Annotated in this window: 13 protein-coding genes; 9 read left to right on the top strand and 4 right to left on the bottom strand. The window is 54.3% G+C overall.

Features of this window, described 5'->3' with window-relative positions:
• Positions 1 to 60: 60 nt before the first annotated feature.
• Positions 61 to 1248, bottom strand: a complete 1188-nt coding sequence (gene uxuA, locus ACW8F6_RS17275; protein WP_491577134.1) for a mannonate dehydratase — start codon at positions 1246 to 1248, stop codon at positions 61 to 63.
• Between the two features lie 341 nt (positions 1249 to 1589).
• Between uxuA and ACW8F6_RS17280 the strand changes: the two genes are divergently transcribed.
• Positions 1590 to 3617 (top strand): hypothetical protein, encoded by a 2028-nt coding sequence (locus ACW8F6_RS17280; RefSeq protein WP_491577135.1) that lies wholly within the window; start codon positions 1590 to 1592, stop codon positions 3615 to 3617.
• A gap of 232 nt (positions 3618 to 3849) precedes the next feature.
• Here the strand turns inward: ACW8F6_RS17280 and kduI are convergent, their stop codons facing one another.
• On the bottom strand, positions 3850 to 4680 hold the full coding sequence (gene kduI / locus ACW8F6_RS17285) for a 5-dehydro-4-deoxy-D-glucuronate isomerase (RefSeq protein ID WP_491577136.1): 831 nt from the start codon (positions 4678 to 4680) through the stop codon (positions 3850 to 3852).
• A gap of 13 nt (positions 4681 to 4693) precedes the next feature.
• Positions 4694 to 5938, bottom strand: coding sequence for a DUF4861 family protein (locus ACW8F6_RS17290; RefSeq protein WP_491577137.1), 1245 nt, complete (start codon positions 5936 to 5938; stop codon positions 4694 to 4696).
• 152 nt (positions 5939 to 6090) lie between these two features.
• Here ACW8F6_RS17290 and ACW8F6_RS17295 point away from each other — a divergent pair, with 152 nt between their 5' ends.
• The 5 genes from ACW8F6_RS17295 to ACW8F6_RS17315 all read left to right on the top strand — a co-directional run bounded on the left by ACW8F6_RS17295 (position 6091) and on the right by ACW8F6_RS17315 (position 15447).
• Positions 6091 to 7374 carry a glycoside hydrolase family 88/105 protein gene (locus tag ACW8F6_RS17295; protein ID WP_491577138.1) on the top strand — a complete coding sequence of 428 codons (1284 nt, stop codon included), beginning with the start codon at positions 6091 to 6093 and terminating at the stop codon, positions 7372 to 7374.
• Between the two features lie 13 nt (positions 7375 to 7387).
• Positions 7388 to 8161, top strand: a complete 774-nt coding sequence (locus tag ACW8F6_RS17300) for a glucose 1-dehydrogenase (RefSeq protein WP_491577139.1) — start codon at positions 7388 to 7390, stop codon at positions 8159 to 8161.
• Positions 8161 to 9471 (top strand): alginate lyase family protein, encoded by a 1311-nt coding sequence (locus ACW8F6_RS17305; RefSeq protein ID WP_491577140.1) that lies wholly within the window; start codon positions 8161 to 8163, stop codon positions 9469 to 9471. Before ACW8F6_RS17300 ends, ACW8F6_RS17305 begins: the two co-directional genes overlap by 1 nt.
• Positions 9472 to 9730: 259 nt before the next feature.
• Complete coding sequence (locus tag ACW8F6_RS17310) at positions 9731 to 12103, top strand: glycoside hydrolase family 2 protein (protein ID WP_491577141.1); 2373 nt, start codon at positions 9731 to 9733, stop codon at positions 12101 to 12103.
• A 377-nt stretch (positions 12104 to 12480) separates the two neighbouring features.
• A complete protein-coding gene (locus ACW8F6_RS17315; RefSeq protein WP_491577142.1) occupies positions 12481 to 15447 on the top strand; it encodes a TonB-dependent receptor in 2967 nt (988 codons plus the stop codon).
• A 183-nt stretch (positions 15448 to 15630) separates the two neighbouring features.
• On the opposite strand, the gene ACW8F6_RS17320 is transcribed toward ACW8F6_RS17315, so the two are convergent.
• On the bottom strand, positions 15631 to 16821 hold the full coding sequence (locus ACW8F6_RS17320) for an AraC family transcriptional regulator (RefSeq protein ID WP_491577143.1): 1191 nt from the start codon (positions 16819 to 16821) through the stop codon (positions 15631 to 15633).
• Positions 16822 to 17272: 451 nt separating this feature from the next.
• On the opposite strand from ACW8F6_RS17320, the gene ACW8F6_RS17325 reads away from it, so the two are divergent.
• The 3 genes from ACW8F6_RS17325 to ACW8F6_RS17335 all read left to right on the top strand — a co-directional run.
• Positions 17273 to 19702: a TonB-dependent receptor gene (locus ACW8F6_RS17325; protein WP_491577144.1), complete on the top strand. Its 2430-nt coding sequence runs from the start codon at positions 17273 to 17275 to the stop codon at positions 19700 to 19702.
• A gap of 85 nt (positions 19703 to 19787) precedes the next feature.
• The gene (locus ACW8F6_RS17330; protein WP_491577145.1) at positions 19788 to 22352 is read left to right on the top strand and encodes a cellulase family glycosylhydrolase; all 2565 of its coding nucleotides are present in this window, start codon (positions 19788 to 19790) and stop codon (positions 22350 to 22352) included.
• Between the two features lie 117 nt (positions 22353 to 22469).
• A partial coding sequence (locus ACW8F6_RS17335; protein ID WP_491577146.1) for a glycoside hydrolase family 3 protein occupies positions 22470 to 23459 on the top strand: 990 nt, incomplete at its 3' end.

Genomic DNA, 23459 nt, shown 5'->3' on the forward strand with positions numbered 1-23459 from the left:
TCGGGGCCGGCTGCTGTAGTCTTGCTCTGCGAATGGCGTGGTGCCATTAAAGCACACTCGCTATGAGCGCCTTAACGTGTAGTCGAGTGTATGAATCACCCCGCGCAACTCTGCCAGGCCTTTTAGTCGGCCCAGGTAAGAATACCCGGGGCGCACACCGGGCATGCCGATTTCGTCGGCCATCAAGTGGCCGTGGTCTGGGCGCATGGGGATGCGTGCATCGGGCTCGCCGATTGCGTCGCGGCGCTGTTCTTCGTGCAGCAGCGCGCTGATCAGGCCCACCATATCGTTGTCGCCTGCCAAGTGGTCCGACTCGTAAAAGGAACCATCCGCCTCGCGGATAACATTGCGCAGGTGCACAAAGTAAATGCGCGGCCCAAATTCTTGCGCCATGGCGACTAAATCATTGTCGCAGCGGGCGCCGTATGAGCCAGCACACAGGGTAATGCCATTGGCGGGGCTGGGCACTGCACTGAGCAATGCGCGCACATCGGCGGCGGTGGATACCACACGGGGTAAGCCAAACAGTGAAAACGGTGGATCGTCTGGGTGGATACACATTTTAACGCCGGCAGCTTCTGCCACCGGGATTATCATCTCGAGAAAGGCAAACAGATTGTCCCTGAAGCCGTCATTGCCCAAGCTGATAAATTGATCCAGTGTTGCTTTAAGGCTTGCGCGGTCGTGGGAGCCCTCACCGCCGGGCAGGCCGGCAATAATGTTGCGCTCAAGCAGCGCGATCTCATCGGCGCTCATATTGTCTATGCGGGCTTTAGCGCGGCTTAACACGGCTTCGTTGTAATTGCGTTCGGCGCCGCTGCGCTGCAATACGAAGACGTCGTAGGCGGCGAAGTCGGTCATTTCGAAGCGCAAGGCCTGGCTTTGATTGGGCAAAGTGTAATTTAAACTGGTGCGAGTCCAGTCAACAACCGGCATAAAGTTGTAGCACACGGTGGTCACACCGGCGGCGCCGGCATTGCGAATGGATTGGCAATAATTGTCAATCATGCGCTCAAAATCACCACTGCGCGATTTAATGTCATTGTGCACTGGGATACTTTCTATTACAGACCACTCAAGGCCTGCGGCCTCAATTTCAGCTTTGCGCGCGGCGATGGCCGCCTGTGGCCACACTTCGCCCGCCGGTATCTCGTGCAGCGCGCTGACGATACCGGTGGCACCGGCTTGGGCTATGTGCCGAAGCGAAATGCCATCTTCAGGACCAAACCAGCGCCATGTCTCTTGCATTACGTACTGCCTCTAGGTAACTGTGGAAAATGTTTGTCGGTCAATTGGTAAGACCACCTGTCCAATTAAACCCAAACATCCAGCTAATAGCAAGCCTGAGTCCGGCTGAAACGGAAATTTTTCGCAAATCAGGTTAAAAATTCGGCGCTCTGACGGCGCTGGTTGGGTTAATTATTGCTTTTTCTATAAAAAGGTAGATGGCAAGGTTGTAAGGCCAGTTGCTGTCGTCTAGCGTCGAAGTGCTGGTTCAGCTAGCTGTAGGGCTGGATGAGTGCCTTTGTGGGGCCTGTACTAGCTGTGCCCCACAGTGTGCAAACCAATAACCTATCAGGATCATAATAATGAAAAATGACAACACTCCCTGCTACGGCAGGATAGCAATGATGACCGCTCTGGCGACGGTAATTAGCACGGCTAATGCGCTGGCAGCGCCAGGCTATCTCGGCGGGCAAAGCCTGCCGCAAACCTATGCGCAAACCATCGATGCGGCAAACTTTGGCGTAATACCCAACGATGGCCAGGACGATGCTCAGGCCATTCAATCCATCATCGACACTCAAATCAGTGCCGGCAACTCGCCCTCGCACCTTGTTGCGATTCAATTGCCGGCGGGAGAGCTGCACATAGACGATGAAATTCATGTGGATAAATCTGGCGTCGTGATTCTCGGCGCCGGTAGCAACCCGGCGACGGGCACTAAACTCGTGGTGCGCAGTTGGCAACCCTACGGTGAGGCCAGTGACGGCGCGCCAGATTTTGATAAAAAATACTGGCCAGGTTATGGCGCTTTCAGGGTGGAAACGCGTCAAAAACATCCCAATGAGCAGGCCTACGAAGGCAGCATTAATTTCCACTGGAAACACAGCATGGAGATTGTACAGCCGGCCAGCCAAGGCGATACAGTGCTGACACTGGAAAACGGCAAGGCAGGTAATTTTTCCGTGGGTGATTTAATTTATGTGGGGGCCGCAAATGACAATGACTTTTTGAATCAGGGCCAGGTTCCCATTAGCAAGCGCAGCAAGGGGCATATTACTACCGGCCACATGCGCACTCAGATTTTCACCGTGGCAGGTGTTAATGCCTCGGCGAATCAGGTTGTCTTGAGTGCGCCCCTGGAATTTGATCTCCAGCCTACCAATAGCAGCGGCTATAAGAGTCGCGTGATGCCGGTGACGGCGGTGGAAGGCGTTGGCTTTAGGGATTTTTACCTGACCATGTCCACCGAAGGAACGGCCTGCGCCGGCTACAATAGCGGTGATTTTTCGCCGCAAAATCCCAATGGTGTGGGCCATAAATACCTGAACTTGTGCCCCAAAGACGCCATTCACGGAATAGTGTTTAAATGGACGGCGAACGGCTGGGTAGAAAATGTCACCATGGAAATGGTGGGTTCACATCCGTTGGTGACCGAGTTTGCCCGACATATGACTTTTAAAAACAACCTGCTTTCGGGTTCGTGGAATAAGGGTGCGGGTGGCAACGGCTATTTTCGCGGCTCAAAGCTTTACGACAGTCTGATCCAGGGGAATAGCCTCCATCGGTTGCGGCACCTGACATTGCAGTGGTCTGCCACAGGAAACCTAGTCGAGCAAAACAGCCTGGATTGCGATATTAATTTGCACGGTGGCTGGGAGCGCAACAATGTGATTCGCAACAACCAGGTGTCAGTGCCCTTCGAACACCGAAGTTGGGATAACGGTCAGCCGGGGACGGGGACTTGGCAACCCATTTGGTATGGCAGTGGCGATCACGCGAGCAACTGGTCCGGCCCCACAGGGCCCAACAATGTGTTTGTGGATAACCAATTGTCTAAAGCGCTTAGCGAAGGTGCACCGGTTCAACCCTGGGGGTTATTTGATGCTCCCGGCGTCTCCTACGCTTTTGCCTGGGATGGCAATCAATTTGTGCATCTCAATATTTCAGGTACCGCGGTGGAAACCTGGACCCAAACACATGCCGAGGGCGTTGCCGCACAAATGCCCTTGTCGGGCGTGTTGACCGGCGGCGTGCCGACGCCAACACCCACGCCGACACCGACACCGACGCCGACACCGACACCGACACCCACACCCACACCCGGTAATTGTTCCAGTTACATCGATATACCTTGGGATGCCCGCACCGAAGTGGTTTTGCAGGCGGGTAGTTGTGTGCGATTTGATCGGGATCTTGCCGGCGAAACGCTTCAGGTGTGGGACAGCGATGCCAACAATAGCTGTGATTTCCGTGGTGAGGTACGCTCGGTGGCAGGCACTGGCGCTGTGAGTATCACCAGCAATTACAAAGCCCACAGTGGATTCTCTGGTACCACCCTGTCGTTCAATAGCGACAACGGCTGTCAGTTTGTGAAAGTGCGGGCCTACTAACTGTGGCGTTGCCGCACTGTGTCGACAGTGCGGCAGCTTCGCTGGCGCAATTGACCCGTCGCTTTGGCCGGTGAAGCAAAAGACCGCGCAAAAAAAGCCCCGGTGTGCGGGGCGTGAGGGCGAGAGATAAACTGTCTACTTCAATGTAAGTGCAAATACTCCAAAAGCAATTAGCATACGCAGAGGGTGCATTGTAACCAATCCGCCTGGATGGTCAAGTGGTAAGGCCAGATTATCCGATATCTGCCATTGTCAAATGATCCATATCATCGAATACCTGGTTCTCACCACCCATGGCCCAAATAAAGCTGTAGCTGCTGCTGCCCGCACCCGAGTGGATAGACCAGCTGGGAGAGGCAATGGCCGTGCGCGGCGCCAGCGCCAGTGCGCGGGTTTCTTGCGGTGCCCCCATAAAGTGGAATACGCGCTCCGCATCGGGAAGGTCGAAGTACATATAGACCTCCGTGCGGCGGCGGTGGGTGTGCGGCGGCTTGGTATTCCAGACACTGCCGTCACTGAGCTGGGTTATCCCCATAACCAATTGGCAGCTGTCGACGATGCCGGGGCAAATAGATTGGTAAATGACCCGCTTATTGCTGCTGTTCACATCGCCCAGGGCTACTTGCTTGGCTTTGCTTTGCGGAATATGGCAGCTTGCGGTTTGGCGATGGGCAGGGTAGCTGACCATGTAAAACTGTGCAGGATTTGTGGCGTCGAGACTGCTAAAGGCCACGGCTTTTGAACCGCGTGCTATATACAGGCTGTCGAGTTTTTCCATGGCGTATTCAGTGCCGTCAACCGACACCTTGCCGGCGCCGCCAATGTTGATTACGCCCAGTTCACGGCGCTCGCAGAAATACGCACTGGCCAGCTCTTTATGGGTTGGCAATTGCAGTGCGCTGTCGGTGGGCACGGCCGAGCCGACAACCGCGCGGTCGACGTCGGTATAGGTGAGCTGTAGCTCGCCAGTGGCAAACAGGGCATCGATGACAAATGCCTCGCGTAGTTCGGCGTTAGTCATGCGCTGGTAGCGCACTGAGTCCGCTGTGTGTAAAAAATTCATAGTCATTTCCGTGCTATTTTTTGGACAAAATTTGAATGGTAATGGGGGTGTTCAGTTGGTCTTGTATCGCCTCTAACCAGGCTTTAAAGTCGGTGCGATCACGCACTCCTGCATCGCGCCAGCTCGCGGCAAAATAGTATTGTGTTTGGGTGCCGCCACGCAAAACGGCGAGGTGGTTTTGCGGGTCGTCGGTCAACATGTGGAGGCTGTTGGCGCGGAAAAAAACCGCCATACCCAGCATGTCGCCCGCTAAACTTTGATTGCCCCAACTCGCTAAAAAGCCCCAGCCGTTGCTAGGTGTAGAGGACAAGATGTCGACGTCGTGACGCACCATGCCGGTAGCCCAATGCGCCAATGGTGCCGAGGCGTTGGCGGTTACCCGCGTTAACGGTGACTCGGGTTGTATCCAGTATTGAACCTGTAAATTGGCGGTGTGGCTGGCAGCTTGCCACTGGCTGTAATCTACTTGCGCGCCGGAGCCCGCTGCGGTGTTAAAAATAGTGGCATTGGCGCTGGCAAACTGGTGAACGCCCACCAGTTTTTCCGAATCGGTCCAGCTCGCTGGGCTGCCGATGCCAAGAGATGGCCCCACCTTCAGTACATCCATTCCCCAGTCGCTTAGTGCATGGTAGTCGGTACCGTCCTGACCAATGCCGGGTAATACCAAGGCGTGAGTTTGTTTGCCAAAAATATCGATCGCCGAGCGTTTATCAAAGTAAAGTCGATAGGCAATAGCAGAGGATTCCCAGCCGATGCCTTCATACTTAAATAATTTATCGCCAACGGTGTGGGTTATTGGCAGTTTCAATGTTTGCACAGGGACGTACTGCCCCCCACTAAGGACGCCCTCGACATCGGCCTGGCCGCCAACACGCACAGCGAGCTCGGCCAAGGTGTGCGCTTGCGCGCCGGTGACGGGCGCGGTGCCGTCGGGCCAGCTCAGCGTAAACTGCTTGCGTGCGTGGGGCGCGAAATTGGCGAGGAAGGCGATGCCCTGTGCGGCCAAATTCTCCCCGCAATTAAGTCGCACTGCACTGTAGTGGCTGTCGCCGTCGGTGATAAAGGGCATCTGCTGAGCGGCCTGAGGGGGCAATAGCTGGGGCTCGACGCATACCAGTGCTTGAGGGGCAGGGGCATTGCGGGCGTTATGGGCCTCGATGGCTAAGCTCACGGGGGTGGCCGTAGCCGTGTACGACGTGACCGCCATCGCCAGCGTAAACAGAAGGCGCGCGCACGGAGTTGGACAAATTCGCTGCATAGTGTTGCCTGTAGACATGGTGGTCAGGCCAATATACACTACAAAAATTGGTATTACCACATTACCAGTTTGGGGCCGGCGAAGGTCGAAGCTTGCGCGAAGCCCGGCTCGATTTCGCACACACACTAATGAACACCTAGAAAGGTACAGACATGACAATGCATAAAACGGTGGCGCTCGGCTGCCTGCTCACAGCCGTCGTCGGATGCGGTGCGCCATCAAATTCCGCACAGCTGCCGTCAGCGCAAGCCGAACAAGCTGTACAGGTAGACGCTCACTGGCCCCAGCCGGTGGCGTATGTCGCGCCAGGCACGAAGCCTCAAACCTTTTCTGCGGCGTTATCGGCAAGCGCTATTAGCCAAGTCGCGAATCAGGTGGCGGATTGGCAGCTGGGGCAATACGACCTGCGTAGTAATCAAATGCGCACCGAAGGGCGCCCGAGTGGCATCCCGCAGGGCTGGATGTATGCCACTTGGCAAATCGGCCTGTTGGCCTGGGCGGACGCGAGCCAGCAGCGTAACTACGAACAGGCAGTAGTCAACGCCTCGGCTGTGAATCAGTGGCTTTTGGGCCCGCGTGTTTACCACGCTGACGATCACGCCATGGGGGCTGTGTATCTAAGCTTGTATGAGCGCCAACCAATCGTTGCGCGCATCGCCCACGTGCAGCAAACGTTTGATCGAGTGCTCGCCGCGCCATTAACCACAAGCTTGTACTTTGATGACGACAACAAAGTTTCCCACAAGCTGGCGCACCGGGATTTTATCGATCCCGCTTGCACGGATCGCTGGTGTTGGGCCGATGCCATCTTTATGGCGCCGCCCGTATGGGCGCAATTGGCCAGAGTTACCGGCGACGCGCGCTATTTGGCATTTATGGATCGGGAATTTTGGCAGGCCACCGAATACCTCTACCGCACCGATGAAAAGTTGTACTTGCGCGACAGCCGCTACTTTGATCGCAAGGATGAACAGGGCCGGTTGATTTACTGGGGACGCGGCAATGGTTGGGTGTTGGCAGGTATTGCCCGAGTGCTAAAGGAATTGCCGCAAGATTTTGCTGCCCGCGAAAAGTACGAACAGCTGTTTCGCGCTATGTCTGAGCGACTGGTCGCCTTGCAGCAAGCGGATGGCTCCTGGCCCTCTTCGCTGCTAGCGAATGAAGAACAGTCGCCGCCAGAATCCTCCGGCACCGGCCTACTGGTGTATGGCCTGGCGTGGGGTGTCAATGCCGGCCTGCTACCCGAAGCTAAGTATCGCGCTGCCGTGCAAAAAGGCTGGCAATCCCTGGTACAAAGTGTGCACCCCGACGGCAAGCTCGGTTGGGTACAACAGGTAGCCTTTGCGCCTGGGTCTGCCACGGCAGATGACACTCAGCTTTACGGTACCGGCGCGCTATTGCTGGCGGCCTCAGAAGTCATTGCCTTGGTAGATTAAAAGGAAAACTAAGATGAACGACTTTTTGCACAATCAATTCGGGCTGGCTGGAAAAGTGGCATTGGTTACTGGCGCTAGCCGCGGTTTGGGGCGCGCCATGGCTATCGCACTTGGGCGTGCGGGTGCGCAGGTTTTTGCTGTGGGCTCGACGCTGGCGAGCGTGGAAAACACTATCGCACTAATGCAAGCAGAGGAGCTTGCTGTACAAGGGTTGGGATGTGATCAGTCGCAGCCTGCCGCCATCGAGGCCCTGTTTCAACAGGTGCGCGAGCGCGCAGGCAGGCTTGATATTTTGGTCAACAATGCCGGCACTATTCGCCGGGCACCGGCGGTAGAATTTTCGGATGAAGATTGGGATGCCGTCATGGAGACCAATATTAACGGCGTTTTTCGCATGTGCCGGGCGGCGGGCAGCATGATGCTAGCGCAGGGTGGCGGCAAGATAATTAATATCGCATCGCTGCTTAGTTTCTCAGGCGGAATTACAGTGCCCGCCTATGCGGCCAGCAAAGGCGCAGTGGCGCAGCTCACTAAGGCACTGGCCAATGAATGGGCGCAAAATAATGTACAAATTAATGCCATCGCACCGGGTTATTTTGCCACCGACAACACCGAAAATCTTCGCAATGATCCACAACGAAATGCCAGTATCAGCGCGCGTATTCCCGCGGGGCGGTGGGGCCAGCCAGAAGATTTGGCAGGTGCTGTGGTATTTTTAGCATCGCAGGCGTCGAATTACATGAATGGCCACGTCATGCTGGTCGATGGCGGTTGGATGGCCCGCTGATGCAGACGCAAAAGATATGGGCGCTGGTTGCGTGTGCGTTGTTGGGCAGTGCGTCTTTCAACGCCACTACTGCGACTGCCGATAGCCAAGCACATAGCACCTCAAAATTAGCGGCCCAGCAACACCCGGTTGCCTTGGCGAGCAATGCACCTTTGCGTGTGCATCAAAGTGATTTGCTGCGGGCCAAGCAGGCCTGGGGTGTGCAGCAGGAGCCCTATCGTCTGGCCGTCGATCAACTTATTACACAGGCGCAGCAACGCTTATCGCGCACGCCGCCCAGTGTCGTGACCAGCGATCGCGGCGTGAAGAAGCAGAGCCCCCACGACTACATAAGTCTTGCGCCGTATTGGTGGCCTAACCCGGCCACCGAGGACGGCTTGCCCTGGATCAAGCGCGACGGCCGCCGCAATCCCTGGGTGGACAGCAGCGATTCTTCTAAGGCCGCTTGGAATCGATTTGCCGAAGATGTTGAGCTATTGGCACTGGCCAGCTTTTACACCGGAGATGATCGCTATGCGCGCAAGGCTACCGATTACTTTCGTACTTGGATGGTCGATCCGGCAACGCGCATGAACCCGCACTTAAACTACGCACAATCGGTGCCAGGCGTAGCCGACGGCCGCAGCTTTGGCATCATCGATTTTGTCTTGCTGCCGCAGGTGATTGATGCCTTGCGCTTAATTAGCCAGACCAGCGCGATGGACTTAAACACTCGTGCGCAGATCGATGGCTGGCTGCATGAGTTATTGCATTGGTTAATGACCAGCGCATTGGGTACTACCGAGCGAGAAGCTCACAATAACCACGGTACCTTTTACGATGCGCAAGTACTGGCTCTGGCCCTGCATCTCGATCGCCCCGAGCTGGCGGCGCAAACTTTGGCACGCAGCCAGCACCGGCTAAACCTGCAAGTGAACGCCGATGGCAGCCAGCCACACGAACTGAACAGAACGCGTCCATTTAGCTACTCTGTGTACAATTTAAGGGGCTTTTTTATCATCGCCGATTTGGCGCGGCATCTATCGGTGGATTTGTGGCAGTCGGAGGTGGATAGCTCAAAGCTGGCCTTAGCGTTGAATTATATCCTTGCACGCGCAGCGCTGCCCAACTGGGGCGGTGCGGCGGAGCCAGAGATTGATGTGACGCGTTTAAGCGCGCTGGTGTTGACGGCTGTGCGTGAAGGTCTGCCTGTGGCAGAACTGAATGCCGCCCAGGGTGAGCAGTTGGCCTTTAGCTGTCTGGCGCGTGTTGCACCGGAAGCAACCGCACTTCGCGGGTGGCCTAAGGCAGAGGGCCGCTGTTACTACTAACTCAGTGCCAGCACAGCATTTCGGCCTGGCCGGTACAGGGTTCCCTTACGGGGGCCTGGACAGCAACAAATAATCTATTACAGGCGGGCCTATCTTTAGCCTGCCCGCACAGGAGTTTACAGTGAATTTCCGGAGATTAAGCGATCAGTTGAGCTCGAACAGCGTGGCCTTGGGCCGATGGCTGCTAACAGCGAGTCTTCTGTTACTCCTCGGCTGTGGCAACGACGGTGCCAATGGCCAGGTTACAGCAGGATCTAGGTTGTCGGTTAATTTGTCTGTGGGAGAGTCGACCGCCTTTAACGAAAGCTGGCGCTATCTTGAGAGCGATCAATGGCAATTGCCGAATGCCGACCTACCCGAGTGGCAACCCATTAACCTGCCGCACACCTGGAACGCAACCGATACGGTGGATGCCGAGCCAGGTTATCGCCGCGCGGGTGGCTGGTATGAAAAAATATTTGTAGTTAACGAAGCCGGCCATTACCAGCTGCAATTTGAAGGCGCAAATACCGAGACCACGCTGTACTTAAATGGCCACGAGATTGGCGAGCACATCGGCGGCTACGTGGGTTTTACGCAATCGCTTAGCTCGCATTTGTTGGTGGGTAAACCCAATCGGCTGCTAGTGCGAGTGAGCAACCGCTACAACCCGGATGTGATCCCGTCGCAAAAAGCCGATTTTTTTATTCACGGGGGCATTACCCGCGATGTGTGGCTGCACAGACTGCCCGCGCGCTATATGGCACGGGTGCTTGTTTCCACTCCCAATGTTACGGCGGTGTCCGCCGATACCGAGGTTCGTATTCAGCTGGCGGGCATAGGCGCGGCCGACGCACAGCAAGTTAGGTTAGAACTCACTGACCCTCAGGGTATAGCGGTCGCCGAAATGTCCAAAGCAATCTCAGCTGAAAACATGGACGATCTGGTGCTTAGTTTGCCGGCAGTAGCCGAGCCCAAGTTGTGGTCGCCTTCGCACCCGCACCTGTATCGCTTAACGGTGACCTTGGCATCGATGGCGGGTGAGACACTTCAGCAGCGAGTAGAACCGGTGGGCTACCGCTGGTTCGAAATGCGCGACGGTGAGGGCTTCTTTTTAAATGGCAAGCGTTTGTTGTTACGGGGTACACACCGCCACGAAGAGCACGCTGGCGTCGGCGCGGCAATGACCAACGCACAGCACCGCGCAGACATGGCGCAAATGAAAGCTCTGGGCGTGAATTTTGTGCGACTGGCCCACTACCCTCAAGATCCAGAGGTGTATCGGGCGGCGGACGAACTCGGGTTGATACTGTGGGATGAATTACCTTGGTGTCGCGGTGGTAAAGGTGGTGCGCAATGGGAGCGCAATACCGAGCGGCTGCTTGAGGCGCAAATACTGCAAAATTATAACCATCCCAGCATTATGTTTTGGTCGCTTGGCAACGAAATTTATTGGGAGTCGGATTTCCCCAACGGAGGAGACGACGCAGAAATTTTGCCCTTTCTTAAACGGCTGCATCAGCGCGCTAAATCTTTGGACGCCCACCGCTATACAGCGCTTCGAAAGTACTACCCGGGAGCCGAAGTCGTGGACGTTTTCTCGCCGTCCATATGGGCTGGCTGGTACGGCGGCGCTTACGGCCAGTACCAACAGGCACTTACCCAGGCCATGGACAAGTACCCGCATTTTCTGCATATGGAGTACGGCGGCTCAAGTCACCGAGGGCGCCACACAGAGACGCCAATGAACGAAACAGGATTGCCCAACGAGCAAGTATCTGTGGAGGAGGCCATGAATCAGGCGGTGGCAACCAGTATCGCCAAGGACAGTGACTGGAATGAAAACTATATGGTCAATCTGTTTGATTGGCACCTTTCGGTGAGCGAAAAATTGCCTGGATTTGGCGGCAATGCGCAGTGGGCCTTTAAAGATTTTGGCACGCCCCTGCGCCCGGAAAACCCCTTGCCCTATATCAACCAGAAAGGTTTGGTTGATCGGCGCGGTCAACCGAAAGACGCCTACTATGTATTTGCGAGTTACTGGTCCGATACGCCGTTTTGCTACATCGAATCTCATACGTGGCCAGTACGCTTTGGTCCTGCTGAAGGCCGGCCGGTTAAAGTGTTTTGCAATACCCACAGCGCAGAGTTGTCGCTCGACGGTCGCAGCCTGGGTAAAAAATTGCGTCGGCACGGGCACTATCCCGCGCACGGCTTAGTGTGGCAAGTGCCCTTCAAGGAGGGCGTCAATCACCTGGCGGCAACGGGTTTTGATCGCGATGGGCGCGAACTTGCCAAGGACTCCTTCAGCTTAACCTATCATCAGGGCGAGCCGGGTAAGTTTGAGCGCGTGGTGCTGTCGTCGACGGCCCAGACCGCAGATGTGTATCTCGTCACGGCGCAAGCGGAGGATGCTCGAGGCCGACGGGCTATAACCTTCAGCGAGCGGGCTTATTTCTCTACCCTGGGCGGCGATGCTGAGCTGGTGCAGGATCAGGGGACCTACGACGGCTCTGCGATCGTTGAGATGGCCAATGGCGTAGCTCAAATACGCGTGCGCGCCGGCAGCCGGCCGAGTGTTGTGGAATTTAGAACGCAAAATGTTAAGGGTGTTTATCTCACTATTCCCGCTCGGGATGGGGCCGCACGCTAAACAGTTAGCGGCAACGGCGGCTATGGGCTGGTACGGCCACTTGATCAAGTGATAAGTGTGTCGGGCGCGTGATTAACCGGCCTTGTTGGCTATCCATCTAGGGGCAGGCAGTCGCGTTGGCTGCCTGCCTTTTTCTATGATATGTAACAATTTGATTGTAAAGAACATTTTTTGGCCTTGGCTTTTGATAGGCCTTGCGGAGGCCGCAGGGCTGGTTTAGCAAGCCGACTTTAATCGCCCAATAATTGGTAAGGCCACTTGACAGTAAGTCATTTATATAGAAATATGGGATTGTCTCATCAGTGGTCACTGGCGAGACCTGACACAACTAGGGTCAGCAGAAAACAGATAACAAATAATCCCAAGGGGACCTGAGCATGACAATTCATCGGAGAACAACCGGCCACCCGGTCTTTAAGAAGACACTGCTGAGCGCAGTCATTGCGCTGGCGGCCACACCGGCTATTGCCCAAGACGACGACGCCAATGCGACGCTGGAAGAGGTGGTTGTTACCGCACAATTTCAGCGCAACCTGGACAATGCGCTGGATGTAAAACGCAATTCGTCCACGATTGTCGACGGCATTTCGGCGGATGACATTGGCTCACTACCCGCCCTGGATATGGGCGAAGCCCTGCAGGCCGTTGTCGGGGTTCAGCTCAACCGCGAAGGCGAGCGCCGCGAATCGAGCATTAACCTGCGCGGCATGCCCTCGGGCTTCGTATTGACGACAGCTAACGGACAAACCTTTGCCAGCCCCTCGCGTAGCGACAAGGCTTTTGGTGCGCCAAACCCATTTGGTGCCTATGACCCCGCTATTTTTAATGGCACAGACGTCATTAAGACGCAAACGGCAGCCATGCAGGAGGGCGGTATTGCCGGTACCGTGGATTTAAAACTCGCGCGCGCCTTAGATAAGCCCGACGGGAAATTGAGCCTGGCAGTGGCCGGTCGCAGCGAGCAGCTAGCCGACACCGTAGACACCGAGTTGGTGCTCTCCGGTTCCAAGCACTTGATTGAGGACACTCTGGCGTTTACGGGTGTAATTGCTACCTCCGAGCAATCCTTCCGCCGCGACACTATCAAAATCAACCGCTATGACAATGTTCCCAGTAATAGCAATTTTGTCGGCGCCAACGGTGAAGACTTCGCCAGTTGGAAAGCCGCCAATAATTTGCCTGCCAACGCTGTGGTAAAAATGCCGGGAGAATTGCGTCAAGGTTCGGAAATTAACGAAGGTCAGCGCACCTCCTTTAGCGGCGGTCTAGAGTATCAAGCCAATGATGCGTTGCGGCTGGGACTGAGTTTGTTTTACACCGAGCGCGACATGGATCAGAACGGCCAGCAAGAAATCGATATGCGTACGCGCAGTGGCGGTACAAAAATTACACCCAACTCCTCGCCTCGGGCCACCGGTGCCGTCGATAATGATGGCAATCCTATCTATACCGTATCAGATATTCTGTTTGACGACGTGGACTACCGTTATACCTCCCGTATTTGGGACACCTACGAGCAGTCGCAAGCGGCGATCTTTGATGCTCAATGGCAAAGTGATGAATGGACTATCGACGGTTTAATCTCAATTTCCAGTGCAGAAAACAATTGGAGCGAACTGTTTTATACGCCAATTCATAAAGCCGGTAGCAGTGGTATCTCTGGCCGCCTCTATACCGGTGAAGGCAAGGTAGAAGATTTCTTGGTCGACATTCAGAACTTCGACAACCTGGACTTGGATACCGAGTGGCAGGTTAAAGATACACTCAGTAGTTCGGGTGTTGTTAACAGTCTTGATAACAATCAAATCCAGGCATTGGTAACCGGAACCTACGAGACCCTAGATCGCGATAGCAACGCCTTTGAATTCAATGTCGAGCGCATACTGGATGTCCCCATTCTGTCGAATATCAAGTTTGGCTACCGCTACTCCACAGACGAACAGCACTCGGATCGCTTGCGCAGTTCGCCTACGGGAATCGACCTCAATGGTATATTGATCAACAGCGCCCGCGGCAATCCTGCCTACAGTAGCCAAGGTAGTTTCTTTGGCAATAACGTGGCCGGCTTTGCTGGCGCAGGCGAAGGATGGTATGCATTGGATGTGGATGCCATTAACGCGCAGGCGGCGGCGACTATTGGCACTGTCAATCCAGATCCGGTCACAGGCGAGCTCCCAGTTATTGTGCCGGCTACCGGCTTGATTGCGCGTGGAGGTCAGCAGAGTGCGGGCTTGATATACGATGTCACCCTGGATACGTCAGCGGCTTATCTGATGTCGGACCTCGATTTCGTCATTGCCGATCGTCCGGTCATGGGTAATATTGGCGTTCGCTATGTATCTTCCGAGCAAGATGCCTCGGCACCTTTCTTTGCGTTTGGCGCAACGGATATCAATAACCCACAGGACAAGCACGTTAAAAACAGCTACAGCTATCTGCTGCCTAGCATGAATCTGGCTATGGATATCACTGAAGATGTGAAGTTGCGTGTAGCTTATAGCGAATCTATGGCGCGTCCAAACGTGCGCGCAGCGACGCCGTCGGCTACTGTTAAAACTGTGCCGGGTGAAGCCACTGTGGGCCTGCCAGGTGCTGATGTCGATCCATTCACCGCCCAGTCCTACGACATATCTCTCGAGTGGTATAACCGCGAAGGCAGCGCCATTACCTTTGCTGCATTCCACAAAAACATCGATAACTTTTTTACCTCGGTGGGTACCTGTGATCAAGATTTGATGGCTGACTATGGCATCAATGTGGGCAAGCTGTCGGAAGTTGGCGGCAACTGCATTACCGATGGTGTGGATGACTATGATGCAATAGATCCCAACTACATCATGGCCGGCGACACGGTAAGCGCGAGTCAAATTCAAAATATTGACGAGCGCATTAAGGTACAAGGCTACGAATTATCCATACAGCAAAATTTGAGCTTCTTACCTTATCCGTGGAATGGTTTTGGCGGTATCATTAACTACTCTAAAACCAGTCAGGATGCCCCGGTTGAGGCGCAAATTCCCGGTATTTCCGATGATACCTACAACATCATTGGCTACTATGAGCAAGGCCCCTTTGGCATTCGCCTAGCGTATAACTACCGGAGCGACTACGAGCTGGAAAGCGTTGGCACCTTTAACGGCGAGGGTAATAAGAACGTAAAGGCGGCTGGCCGTGTTGATCTGTCTGCCTATTACAATATTACCGAGAAATTCAGTGTGTCTCTGAAAGGCTACAACCTCACAGAAACACTCTACGAAGAGTACCAGGATGCGGAATTTCAACCGCGCGCGACTCACTATGATGGACGTACTTTCGTGATGCAGGCGAAGTACAACTTCTTCTAATTATTTTTGGTTTCCCTTCGCTGGGCCCCAGCTAATGCTGGGGCCTTTTTTTTGCCTGGGCTAGCTGTTTGGATGTTGGCGCGATAAAGAGCCAGACGGCCGCCAGGCCTCGGTATCCAAGGCTAGGCGAGGAGCGCTAGCGCCGCCCAAGTGCATATCTGAACCAAAACACCGGCTGTTGAGCTAACTGAAAATTCCTGGGGTATCCTGCTTCTTGGCGGCGACCTGTTGGCGATATTGACTGGGCGTAAGATTTACCATGCGCTTAAAAAATGTATTGAAGACCGATTTGCTGTTAAAGCCTACCTCGTAGTAGATGTCGGTTATGGTTTTTTCCCTGTAGGCGGGGTCTGCTAGCAGCTTCTTGGCCTGCAAGACGCGGTGGGTATTGACGAATTCGTAGAAATTTTGATTGTAGTGCTGCTTTAGAATGACAGAGAGTTTGCGCGCTGGTATACCCAAAGCGCTGGCGAGCTTATCGAGTGTGATATTGGGTAGTGCATAAATATGCGGTTGTTTCATACCGGTATCTATGGCGTCAATCAGTTCAGGCTCGAAACCTTGCTCGTTGCTACCACTAGACTCGGGCGTTTGATCAACCGCCTCTAAGGACTGCCAGCGGGTAAATTTCAAAATTACCAAGACATTGATTACCACAAAATTCAAGTGGTAGGCCGCCACACCGATATCATTGAGCAAATCCATATTAAAATGGCTGTTCAACAGCCCGTGTACCTTCACACTTAGCAGTAGTGCGTCCCAGCTATAGAGTGCCAACAGGCAGACTATCATGATCTTTAGCCATGCCAGGTCGTGATTGTTGATATTGGCGAAGGTGTCTTGCAGGCGCCTGTTAAAGTTCACAATCAGCCCCAGGCACGCCAGTGCGTAGCCTACGCGCATGTACTTGCTGAACGCCTCAAAATACAGGAAAGGCGAAGAGTAGGCGATATGCTGAGATTCAATCAGCTGGTGCCGGCTAGCGTAGTCGAGGCTGTAAAAATTGATGATCAAAAGGAAGAAGTACAGCGAGAAGGGGATCAAATGCAGCAGATGGCGGGGTTTTAGGGCAAAGTCTTTATGAAGAAGGCTATGCACAAACAGCAGCAATAAGGGGCCGTCTAAAAAGTAGCTATAGCTGCCAAAGAAAAACAGGTTGGGCGAAATATCCAGCATCCACAGGCGGAATTCCTTGCCCCAGAAAATAAGTTCGTGCAGCGGAATCAGTGTGTGGCAAAGCAAAAAGCCCATAAAAAAATAGGTGCTAAGAGACAGGCTGCGAACATTCAGCCCTAGCAGCAGGGCGGCTAGCAGGCATTCAAACGCCGTTAGTATCAACACCAGATCATGGAAATTAAACAGCACGGTATCCATTGCAGCGCGTTCTCTTTAATACATTTTTTTATTTATATTAGGCATCTTGCGGGGGCTGAAGGCGCCCGTATCAGGGCGTGATACGCCGATACTGCAGGGTGTCTAGGTTAGATGATACGGTTTTCTGAAATATATTTCATCCATGGGTAAGAGCTGGATGTTAGTGGTCGCTTACCGGTTGGGTTTGTAAGACACCGGGTTTGTAATAAGACGAACGCCAGTAGTCCGAATGCGCAGCCAGCCGAACGGGTAATCAATGACTCGAACGCCGGTAATTCAACGGCCCGAACGACGCCTTTCCCCGAGCGCTTTATGGTTGGCCTGCGTCAATGGGGTTCGGCCCGGTTTGGCGTCTGAGCGGGGTTGATAAATCGATGAAAAGGCGGTTTGTGCCCCGCGCTGCAAAAGCAATGAAAGAATCACTCAATAATAAAGAGCAGGTACAAAGCCCATGGAGACATATTCCAAATACCCCCGATCGAATCGGCTATCTCAGCGTCCGTTAGCGGTTGCCGTCGGTGGTTTGATGGCGCTGGGTGTTAGTGCACCCAACTTTGCACAGTCGACGAGTGCGCGCGAGCTGGAAGAAATCGTCGTTACCGCTGAACGCCGCGAGGCATCGCTGCAGAATACACCCATTGCCGTCTCGGCATTAACGCAACAATCGCTGATTGAAAATGACATTCTGGATGTCACAGGCCTCAATGGCTTTGTGCCCAACTTGCTCGTTTCCGGCCAAGAAGATCAATCGGATATCAAAATATACATTCGCGGGGTAGGCACCAACAACCCCACAGAAACAGGTGATCAAGGTGTGGGTGTGTACGTCGACGGCGTATTTGCCGCACGCGCACAGGGCGCTTTAGCACTCATGTACGACCTGGAAAATGTCCAGGTGCTGCGCGGGCCACAAGGCACTCTCTTTGGCCGCAACAACACCGGTGGTGCTGTACTGTTGCAAACCCGTCGTCCCGGCCAGGAGCTAGAGGGCGATGTGCAAATGACACTTGGCAGCTACAACCGCCAGCAGGTTTCTGGCGGTATTACCCTGCCGCTGTCCGAGCGCTTCTCTGTGCGCGTGGCGGCCTATTCCGATCAAGACGACGGTTGGGTCGATGCCATCGACGCAGACCCGCGCGGCCTTGAAGGCGAATTCTCTGGCCCCACCACCTTGCGCACGGCCAACAATGTGGGCCTAAAACTCAACAATACCGATGTGCGTTCTGCCCGTGCAACGGGGCTGTGGAGCGTGAGCGATAGTATCGAATGGCTGGTTTCCTACGAGACCTTTAGCGACCGCGGCAACGGCGGCGTTCTGTTGAACCCAGTGGAAGTTGAGCGAGGCAATTTTCAAGCGTTTATCGATTCGCCCGTGTCCTTGGACATGACCAGCGATGTGCTGCGATCAACCGTAAGCTATGACATCACCGACGCCATCAACCTCGAGTACATTTACGGCCAGAGTAAGCTCGATCGCCATCAGGTTGTGGATCAGGATGCCGGCGTACTGTCGATGTTCCGCGAAGCACGAACCGAGTACCAAAATTCCAGCTCGCAAAGCCACGAGCTCAAACTGCAGAGCTTGGGGGGTGAGCGCCTGGATTGGACCCTGGGTTGGTATTATTTCGAAGAAGAAACCGCCATTCGTTTTGACTTTGATGGCGATGGCCCCTGGTTAAACCGTCGCGGTGCAACCTTTATTCAGCCGGCCCGTGGTGCTGAATCGCAGGCTGTGTATGGCCAACTGACCTATCGCTTGACCGATGAGCTTTCGCTCACCGGCGGGCTGCGCTACACCGACGATCTAAAATACGACCGCGGCGGACGCAACTACGGCGACGACTGTGACGGTTACATCCGTCCGACGCTGGGCGGTTCGAATCTGGTGACCTTCGAAGACTTTCTGAACAACCGCACAGGTGAAGAGGGTCCGGATGGCTTGGACGACCTCACCGGGCTCGAGCGCACACGCGGTAGTTGTGTCGCCGACAAGCGCAACGATGTGGAAGCCCAGGATGATCAGCTGACTTACCTCGTGCGCGCAAGTTACGAGTGGGACGAGCAAATGCTTTATGCCAGTGTGGGTAGCGGATACCGAGCCGGCGTTATTCAGGATGCGGGCCAAAGCACGGCGCCCGAGCATAGCACCAGCTATGAGCTTGGCTATAAAGTGGACTTTGACAAAGTGCGCCTGAATGCCGCGGCCTTTTTCATGGAGTACGAAGATCTAATTCGCTCCGGTTACGATGAAGAAGAGCATCAGGTGGTGAACTCTAACGTGGCAGGCGCCGAAATTTCCGGTCTAGAGGCCGAGCTCACCTGGCTGGTGGGAGAGGCAGGCACCTTGGATATCTCCGGTGGTTACCTCGATGCGAAGTACACCGATTACCTGGCAGACAATCCTGGCTACGGCACCAACAATCTGCCCCAACTGGACGAAAACGGTGAGCCCACCGGCCTGTACGATTTAGCCGGTAACCGTTTGCCTCAGTCACCTGAATTCAATTTTAACCTGAACTTCCGCTGGGATTTCGCTTTGTCGAAGGGCACGTTGACGCCGCGCATCAATGTGCGCTACGTGGATACCGTGTACTTTCGCGATCAAAATGAAAACAGTGCGCCCATCAACAACGTCATTAACGATGTGCAGCAAACCGGTGTCTTCTATGGTAACCCAGCTGGGCAGGATGCCTATACCAAGGTCAACTTGGGTGTGACCTATGACTCAGGTGACAACTGGCAGGTGGACGTGTTTGTGAATAACGCCACCGATGAAATGACCAAGTCCAGTGCTTCCGTCGACAACAATACCCGCGCAGGATTTCCGGGGCGCTACGCAGCACCGCGCACCGCCGGCATTCGATTTGGCGCCAGTTTCTAGAGGGCGAAACAGTGGTGGCCGGTCAGCGCCGGCCCCTGTTTCCTGCGCAGTATTGCGCATTTGATCAAATAATAGGTTGAACATCATGCAAAAAATAATCGCTAAAACACTCAGTGACATTATTGCGAGCCCGCAAAGTGCTCTCAGATTATCCACCATCGCCGTGGCTGCCTTGGCTCTCAATGGCTGTGGTAACAGCTCGGCGCCCGATCCCATCGTGCCGGTGCCTCCGGCCTTCGAGGAGCCGGCCCCCGGAGCCGAATCTTACAGCCTCCTGAAAGCCCACGGTACACAGTGGCAAAACGCCGAGGGTCAAAAAGTTTCGCTGCGGGGTATCAACCTCGGTAACTGGCTGTCTATGGAATTGTGGATGTTTGATGCCAGCGACGACCCTCTGGGTGCGGGCATTCCCGATCAATGCACACTAGAGGCCAAATTAGCCGAGCGTTTTGGCGCCGAAGAAAAAGATCGCATTATCAAATTGCACCGCGATAGCTGGATCACTGAAGCGGATTGGGACCTAATGGCCGACGCCGGCTTTAATCTGGTGCGCGTACCTTTCCCCTACGATTTATTGGAGGATGACGCTAATCCAAAAACATTAAAGGCAGACGCCTGGCACTACCTGGATGACGCTATCGCCAAAGCGCGAGCTCGCGAAATGTATGTGGTACTGGACCTACATGGCGCGGCAGGCCGTCAGGGGCCAGAGCAACACACAGGCTGTGAGGGCCAGAACGCGCTGTGGGATAGCTTTGAAAACCGCGACCGCACCGTCTGGCTCTGGCAGCAAATTGCCACGCGCTATAAAGAGGACGCAACCGTAGCCGGCTACGGTTTATTGAATGAACCCTGGGGTACCGATTCGGAAACGCTGCGCGACTTTTCCGTGGAGCTCTACGAAGCTATTCGTGAAATTGATCGGGACCACATTGTCATTTTACCCGGACACAATGCCGACGGCATCAGCGCCTACGGTGATCCGCTCGACCTGGGCATGGAAAATGTGGCCTTTGATTTGCACTTCTACCCGGGCCTGTTTGGCTGGGATAACATTGGCTACAGCGTGCATCGCGATTGGCTAACGTGTGGCGAAGATGGCAAGAGTGGCGTGTGTGATTGGGCGCGCTTGGCGCGCGCGGTTTACACGCCGGTATTAGTGGGGGAAATGCAACCCTGGACAGGCTTGGGCGAGATGGGGGGCGAAATTACCCGGGCGAGCTTCGACAAGTATAACGAACTCAATTGGGCCGCCACGGCTTGGTCTCTAAAAACCACGTCCAAGTCCGGTGGCCTGGGTAACGGCCAGTGGGGCCTGAAAACCAATAACGGCGATCAGCTGCTGGCAAAGGCGGAAACCTGGAGCTGCAACAATTGGGAAAGTAGCTTTGCCAACGCCTGCGCGGTACCGGCGCGCAGCACCACACCTTACGCGGGTGAAGGCACCAAGACCCTATATCTGGCCATTAAAACCGGCTCCTTTAATGGCACTGACGTAACTTACGATAGCATTCAGCTGATAAACGATGCCACGGGCGAAAACATTGTCGCCAACGGCGAGTTTGGAACCGATGCTAACTGGACCAAGGTGCAAGTGTGGGGTGATCCACATACCTACGACTACAACTACAGCGCGGGCGAATTCGCCGGCACCGATAGTTCACCTAGTTTGCGAGTAACAGCACCGGCCGGCCACAACACGGTGATTTATCAGCCGGTAGAGGTTGAGGGCGGGCAGTCTTACACCTTGTCGGGGAAATTTATCGACAACGGAAATGGTGGCAACGACATGTGGGCCGAAGTTTACCTGGTGCCCGAGGAGCCTCAATGGTGGCAAGATGTGGATGGACGTGCGCTGCCAAAAGTGGATATCAATAGTGACAGCATTGAAACTATTGAGGCGTTCTTCGGCGCATTTGCAGCCATGGACTATGTGGTTAATGACGCCGTGATGACCTCGCTGCAGTCGGCAGCCGGGGCGGAAATTTTTACCAACATCCCAGGCAAAGCTAGCGATTTAATCATCACCGTCAGTGAGTCGGCAAACAATCTCTCATGGTCGGATGCCGAAGGCGATGTGGACGGCTACCGCGTATACCGCTCAACTGCTCCGCGTTCCGGGTTCGAGTTGATCGATGCTGTAACAGACACCCAATACGTGGATGAAGCGTTAACACCCGAAACCACTTACTATTACTACGTGGCAGCCTATAACGATATCGACGAAGGTTATGCCAGCGATATTGTCGCCAGTGGTGATACTTTCTACACTTTGCCCTCCAAAATTGAAGCGGAAAATTACACTGCGGCTCACCCAGGTGTAAATACAGAGGGCTCTGGTGATATTGGCGGTGGTTTTAATGTGGGTAGCTTTGAAACCGATCGTTGGGTGGAATACGAGATTCGCGTGCCGGCGGCAGGCGACTATCAGCTCGATCTACGACTGGCGAGTTTGGTTGGCAACGTTCGCTTTGCCATTCAGCTAGACGGTGTAACACTCGATACGGTAACGGTACCAAATACAGGTGGCTGGCAAACTTACCAAACCCTCACACGCACTCTCACGCTGCCTGAAGGCGACGCAACACTACGGCTATTGTCGATAGACAATCAGTGGAATCTCAATTGGTTGGAATTCAAGCAGCCTTAGTTTTTATATACGCAATACGTAGATGTACCCCTCCCATTGCATCGCGCAATGGGAGTGCGGGTTGCTGTTGGGTGCAACCTGGGCATGCGTTAAACGTTTATCTCGTTGGAGTAGATTATGAGATTTTCAATACAAAAATGGCTGATTAGCGCAGCCACTTTTACTAGTCTGTCACTGGTATTGATGGGCGCAAATGCTAAACCCTTGACCGATCAAGAGGTAGACGCACGGGTAGAATCATTGCTTGCACGTCTGACACTTGAACAAAAAATTGGCCAACTTTCGTTGCGCGATTGGGGCATGTATGAAACGGAGGCTGACCTCGAAAAAGCCTACGAGGATGTGCGTGCGGGCCGTATTGGCGGTTTTTTGAATATCAGCTTCAACAAGCTCTCACCAAAGGCGTTTGCAACCCTGCAACGCGTTGCCGTTGAACAAAGTAGTCACAAAATTCCCCTGATCATTGGCCAGGATGTTATTCACGGTTATAAAACGATTTTCCCTATTCCCCTGGGCCAGGCAGCTAGTTGGAATCCGGAGCTGATCGAACAGGGCGCTCGGATTGCTGCCCGCGAAGCCAGTAGTGACGGTATTCGCTGGACTTTTGCCCCAATGATTGACATCAGCCGCGATCCGCGCTGGGGGCGTATTGCGGAAACGCTTGGCGAAGATCCTTACCTGGCCGGCGTGTTGGGTTCCGCCATGGTGCAAGGTTTTCAAACTGACGATCCCTCGCGTTCAGATGCCCTGGCCGCTACGGGTAAACATTTTGCCGGTTACGGTGCAGCGGAGGCCGGCCGCGATTACAACAGCGCATATATTCCCGAAGGGCTATTACGCGACGTATATCTACCGCCCTTTAAGGCTGCGATCGACAAGGGGCTGATGAGTATTATGAGCTCTTACAGCACCCTTAACGGCACACCCGCCACTGCCAGCCGCTTTTTAATGAAAGATATCCTACGCGACGAATGGAACTTTAAGGGTTTTGTGGTTAGCGACTGGAATGCGGTGATGGAAATGGTGCCCCATGGTGTGGCTGCAGACGCGCAACAGGCCGCCGAGCTGGCCTTTAACGCAGGTATCGATTTTGAAATGCACACCGAC

This window comes from Simiduia sp., assembly GCF_058345725.1.